This is a genomic window from Anaerolineales bacterium, from assembly GCA_022866145.1.
In the GTDB taxonomy this organism is placed as follows: domain Bacteria; phylum Chloroflexota; class Anaerolineae; order Anaerolineales; family E44-bin32; genus PFL42.
This window is the reverse complement of sequence record JALHUE010000185.1, coordinates 1-5,366: the sequence shown is the minus strand read 5'-3', so window position 1 is coordinate 5,366 and position 5,366 is coordinate 1. Positions and strand designations below refer to the sequence as shown.

Annotated in this window: 5 protein-coding genes; 4 read left to right on the top strand and 1 reads right to left on the bottom strand. The window is 66.8% G+C overall.

Translation table 11 applies throughout. The features are described from left to right. Positions 1-1,865 (bottom strand): molecular chaperone DnaK (gene dnaK, locus MUO23_05970; GenBank protein MCJ7512500.1); only part of this gene is annotated, 1,865 nt, incomplete at its 3' end. 134 nt (positions 1,866-1,999) lie between these two features. On the opposite strand from dnaK, the gene MUO23_05965 reads away from it, so the two are divergent. The 4 genes from MUO23_05965 to MUO23_05950 form a co-directional block, all read left to right on the top strand. Then, positions 2,000-3,175, top strand: a complete 1,176-nt coding sequence (locus tag MUO23_05965) for a hypothetical protein (protein MCJ7512499.1) — start codon at positions 2,000-2,002, stop codon at positions 3,173-3,175. A gap of 228 nt (positions 3,176-3,403) precedes the next feature. After that, complete coding sequence (locus MUO23_05960) at positions 3,404-4,159, top strand: hypothetical protein (GenBank protein MCJ7512498.1); 756 nt, start codon at positions 3,404-3,406, stop codon at positions 4,157-4,159. A 391-nt stretch (positions 4,160-4,550) separates the two neighbouring features. Then, positions 4,551-4,790 (top strand): undecaprenyl diphosphate synthase family protein, encoded by a 240-nt coding sequence (locus MUO23_05955; GenBank protein MCJ7512497.1) that lies wholly within the window; start codon positions 4,551-4,553, stop codon positions 4,788-4,790. Positions 4,791-4,981: 191 nt separating this feature from the next. Continuing rightward, a partial coding sequence (locus MUO23_05950; GenBank protein MCJ7512496.1) for a DUF1684 domain-containing protein occupies positions 4,982-5,366 on the top strand: 385 nt, incomplete at its 3' end.

The following is a 5,366-nucleotide window of genomic DNA, read 5'->3' as shown; positions in this document are numbered from 1 at the left end:
TCGACCACATCCTCGCCGGCCGGTCCGCCGTTGCCGGCGCTCGGCGTTTCAGGCTGCGGCGGCTGCTGGGCGTACATCTGCTGGCTGAGGGCATACGACGCCTGCTGCAGCTGTTCGGTCAGGCTCTTGATCTGCGCTAGGTCGTCACCCTTCAACGCCGAGCGCAGATCGGTGATCGTCTGCTCGATGCGTTGTCGATCGCTTGCAGGCACCTTGTCGCCCATATCGCCCAGTGCTTTCTCCGCCTGGTAGGCCAGGCCGTCGCCGTTGTTGCGGGCCTCAGCTAGCTCGCGGAACTTGCGGTCGGCAGCCTCGTTGCGCTTGGCCTCCTGCACCATGCGCTCGACGTCATTCTTGCTCAGGTTGGTCGAGGCGGTGATTGTCACCCTTTGCTCGCGCCCGGTGGCCCGGTCCTTGGCGGCGACATTGATGATGCCGTTGGCGTCGATGTCAAACGTGACTTCGATTTGCGGGACGCCTCGAGGCGCCGGTGGGATCCCTTCCAGGCGGAACCGACCGAGGGTCATGTTGTCGGTCGCCATCGGCCGTTCGCCCTGGAGTACATGAATATCCACCGCCGTTTGATTGTTCTCGGCGGTTGAGAAGACTTCCGACTTCTTGACCGGGATGGTGGTGTTGCGCTCGATCAGCCGGGTCATCACGTTGCCCAGCGTTTCCACGCCGAGCGACAGCGGGGTGACATCCAGCAGCAGCACATCCTTGACATCGCCCGCCAGCACACCCCCCTGGATGGCGGCGCCGACGGCCACCACCTCGTCCGGATTGACGCCCTTGTGCGGCTCCTTGCCGCTCAGCGAGCGCACCAGGTCCTGAACCATGGGCATGCGGGTTGCGCCGCCGACCAGGACCACTTCGTGGATCTGACCGGTCTTCACGCCTCCGTCGCGCAGCACAGCGTCGAAGGGGAGACGCACCCGCTGCAGCAGACTTTCCGTCAACTGTTCGAACTTGGCCCGGGTTAGCTTCATCTGCAGGTGCTTGGGCCCGCTGGCGTCGGCCGTAATGAACGGCAGGTTGATCTCGGTCTCCGAAACCGTGGACAGCTCGATCTTGGCTTTCTCGGCCGCCTCGCGCAGCCGTTGCAGCGCCTGGCGGTCGCCGCGCAGGTCGATACCCTGCTGGCGCTTGAATTCCTCGGCAACCCAGGTCAGGATTGCTTGGTCCCAATCATCCCCGCCGAGGTGGGTGTCGCCATTGGTTGCCTTGACCTCGACCACGCCATCTCCGACCTCCAGCAGGCTGACGTCGAAGGTGCCCCCGCCCAGGTCGAACACTAGGATGGTCTCATTCTCCTTTTTGTCCATGCCATAGGCGAGGGCGGCCGCCGTCGGCTCGTTGATGATGCGCATGACCTCCAGGCCGGCGATCTTGCCAGCATCCTTGGTCGCCTGGCGCTGCGAGTCGTTGAAGTACGCCGGGACGGTGATGACCGCCTTGGTCACAGGCTCGCCCAGGTAGGCCTCGGCATCCGCCTTCAGCTTGCCCAGCACCATGGCCGAGATCTCCTGCGGGCTGTACTGCCTGCCGCCGATGGCGATGTTGACCCGAGCGTCGCCGCTCGGCCCTGCCACCACCTCGTAGGACACCATGCCGCGCTCCTGCTCGACCTCGTCGAAGCGCCGGCCCATGAAACGCTTGATCGAATACACGGTGTTCTCCGAGTTGACCACGGCCTGACGCTTGGCCGTCTGACCCACCAGGCGTTCGCCGCTCTTGGTGAACGCCACCACCGACGGGCACAGCCGCCCGCCTTCCGCGGTCGTGATCACCGTGGGCTCGCCGCCCTCCATCACCGCCACCGCGCTGTTGGTCGTACCTAGATCGATCCCAATGATCTTCGACATGGAGCACCTCTCACACAGTCTCGAATTATCCTACGCCCCCGGCCGCTAGAGGAAGGTTAACGGGCGGTTAGACCGGTGTCAGCACCGGGGCCGACGGGACGGCTACGGTATACTCGCAGCACCGCGGAGGGATTGTGACCGGGAAGCTGGTCCTCATCGGCTCCGGCGAAGTGGCGCCGGGGATGGTCAATCTGCACCGGCAACTGCTGAAGGATCTCGGTCCCGGGGCGGTGCCGGCGTTTCTTGACACCCCTGCCGGCTTCGAGCTCGGCCTGGCGACGATCCATCAGCGCTTCTCCGACTACTTCACCCGGCGCCTGGGCATGGAGCTGCGCATTGTTTCCTTCCGTAGCGCCGACGAGCCGGCGGCGATCGTCGGCGCCGCACTGGAGGTCGTTCGCCAGGCCGACTACCTGGTGGCCGGCCCCGGCAGCCCGTCGTATGCCATCCGCCACTGGCGAGGGTCACCGGTCTATGCCGCCCTCGTCGAACGCTGGCTCGCCGGCGCCACCCTGGTCTTGGCTTCGTCGGCTGCCATCGCCCTGAGCCGGCACGCACTGCCGGTCTACGAGATCTACAAGGTCGGTGAGCCGCTGCACTGGATCCCCGGGCTCGACCTGCTCGGCGTCTTCGGGTTAGACCTGGCGATCATCCCCCACTGGAACAACGCCGAAGGCGGAACCCATGACACGCGGGCCTGCTTCATGGGCATGGAACGATTCGCCCGGCTGCAACACATGCTTCCCCCTGAGACCCACGTCTTTGGCCTGGACGAGCACACGGCCTGCATCCTGGATTTGGATGCCGGCCAGGCCGAAGTGCGTGGACGGGGAGGCGTCACGCTGATTCGAGGGGATGCCGAAATCGAGCACGCCGCCGGCAGCGTCTTTCCGATTCGCAGTTTGACCGCCGTCCTTCCGCCGAGCCCCTCGGCCGTCTCAGCCTGCCCTGAAGCCCAGCCCGCAGCCAGTGATCAGCCGCCGGCCGCGGTGCAGGCTGCCTCCCAGGTCGCCTCCGCGGATCTGGCGGCCGGACTGCGGACCCTGGCGGGAGTGGCGGATCGCGAGCAGGCCTCGGTCCTGCTGATGGCAGCCGAGCGGGCCGAGCAAATGTCCCTCCCGGCGGAAGATCCCTCACGGCTGATCGACCTGCTGGTCGCGGCCCGGGAGCAGCTGCGGGAGGCCAAGCAATGGTCGGCCTCCGATAGCGTGCGCGATGGCCTGGCCGCGCTGGGGATCGAGATCCGCGACACCCCCGACGGACCGGTCTGGGAACGGCGCGGCTTGCCTCGCTGCGACAGGGGCTGGTGATCAAAGGCGCCAAGCCTCGCGCCTGATCTTTGCCGCCGGGCAGACCGATCGCCTCCCGAGCCCGGCGAGCCCATGCTCGTCTAGGCCCACTCCGGGCCCTCGCCCATTGCACCCTGTCCCCTCGCCTTCCGGCCTTGCGGCTGATAGTCCTGCGATAGCTCCTGAGAGTCTCGCCCAGGGAACATGGTCGCAGCGTTGGCGGCCTCCCGCCTTCGCTCAGGAGGAGTGGTGCGCACGATTCGGCCGTGGCTGCTGGTTGCACTCTTTGCCGTGGCCATGGCCTGGGTGGAGGCGGCCGCGGTGATGTACCTGCGCCTTCACAGCGGGCGCGTCCAACCCTATCAGGCCGAGCCGCTACAAGTGATCCCCTCGATCGGGTCGATCGAACTCGTGCGCGAGGCGGCTACGCTGGTGATGCTGCTTGCCGTGGGCGGGCTGGCCGGGGGCACGCGTGCTACGCGCTTTGGGTATTGCCTGATTGCCTTCGGCCTGTGGGACATCAGCTACTATGTCTTCCTGCGCTGGATGGGCGGGTGGCCGGCCTCCCTGCTCGACTGGGACATCCTGTTCCTGTTGCCGCTGCCGTGGTGGGGCCCGGTGCTCGCCCCGGTCCTGATCTCCATTCTGATGATCTCCCTGGGCACGCTGCTCACCCTCACCCGTTCTGACGGCAGCCGTCCGGGCGTGCGAGTCGCGGTCTGGATCGGCGCCGCCTTCGGCGCCCTGCTGGCGGTCGGCGTTTTCACCTGGGATGCCCTGCGAGCGGCACCTCTTGGCACCCAGGCGGTGCTGGACGTTCTGCCTCAGCGATTCCTGTGGCCCCCGTTCCTGGCAGCGATTGCCCTGATGTCGCTTCCGCTGGCCGTACTGTCCTGGCAGATCGCAAGCCCGGGCCGTCGGCAGGGCTATCCAGCCTCGGCCGCTTCCCTCCCCGGTCAGCCCAGGTCAGACGGGCGACAGGCGCGATCCGGTGGCAATGAATGATGGACATCTCGCCGGACGGGGGTCAGGCGTCGTCACCCCTCCTTCGCCCTCGGGCAAGGCATATCGGGATCCCAATGCACGGTACCGGGCGCTGGGCAATCGCTGGCGGGCTACCCCGCCCGGCCGGACAGCTTGCCGGAGTCGAAAACGCGCGCGGCGTCATTTGCGTCCGCGTTGAGGCCGGCATCGGCTCCCTGAGGCTGTATGCCTTGCTGCAACCGCCCGAAGGAGGAGGTGCAGGGATTGCCCGGGCTGACCGACCACACCCTCGACCGCGAGCTGGATGATCTAGACCGGAACGGTGTGCGGCTGCGGCACTTGGGCAGCCTCGACCCGCTGCCCCCATCGACCCACCATCGGATCGAGCGAGCCGTGCATCGGACTGCCGCCAGTGACCGCCTACCTGTTTACCGCCGGGCAGCCAGGCCTCGACCTGGTCGTTCGCAGCGGGGGTGAGATGCGCCTGTCGAACTTCCGGCTGTGGCCGGCCGCGTTTGCCGGGTTCTACGCCTGTGACGTGTACTGGCCGGACTTCGCCCGGGAACAATTCTTCCAGGCGCTCGAGGCTTACGAATCCCTCGAGCTCCGCTTCGGAGGCCACTCCCCCTCGCCACCCGACCCGCTCCCCTGAAGCGCTGGCTCGCCCGCGGTTGCCCCTGTCGAACCCTGCGCCGGGCGCCGGGGGCGACACCTCCACCCGAACATCCCCTTCGCCGGGGCCGCCAGCCAGCCGCGGACAGCCAATGGTCAAGCGAGGAAGAATCCCCTTTCCGCCCTTCGCAGGCCGCGCCTCCCCTGCTATCCTTGGCGCCGGAGGCTGCGATGAGCCAGCTGGATGATTTTCGCCGCGAGAAAGACGCCTTCTTCCGGACCAGCCCCGACAGTCCATTGACTGCAGAGCAGAAGGAGACCTTCTCCGGACTGCAATACTTCCCGGAGAATCCATCGCTGGCGCTGGAGGTCGCCCTGGAGCAGTTCCCCGTGCCAGAGGACGTTCGGATGCTGACCACAACCGGAGACATTCAGGCGTACGAGCGCTGGGGCAGGATTCGCTTCGACGTCGAGCGACAGCCGGCGTCACTGACGGTCTATCGCAATGCCTACGGCTACTTCCTGCCGTTTGCCGACGGCCTTGCCGGAAGGGAAACCTACGGCGCCGGTCGCTACCTGGAGCCGGAAGGACTGCCCGACGGACGCCTGGTGGTTG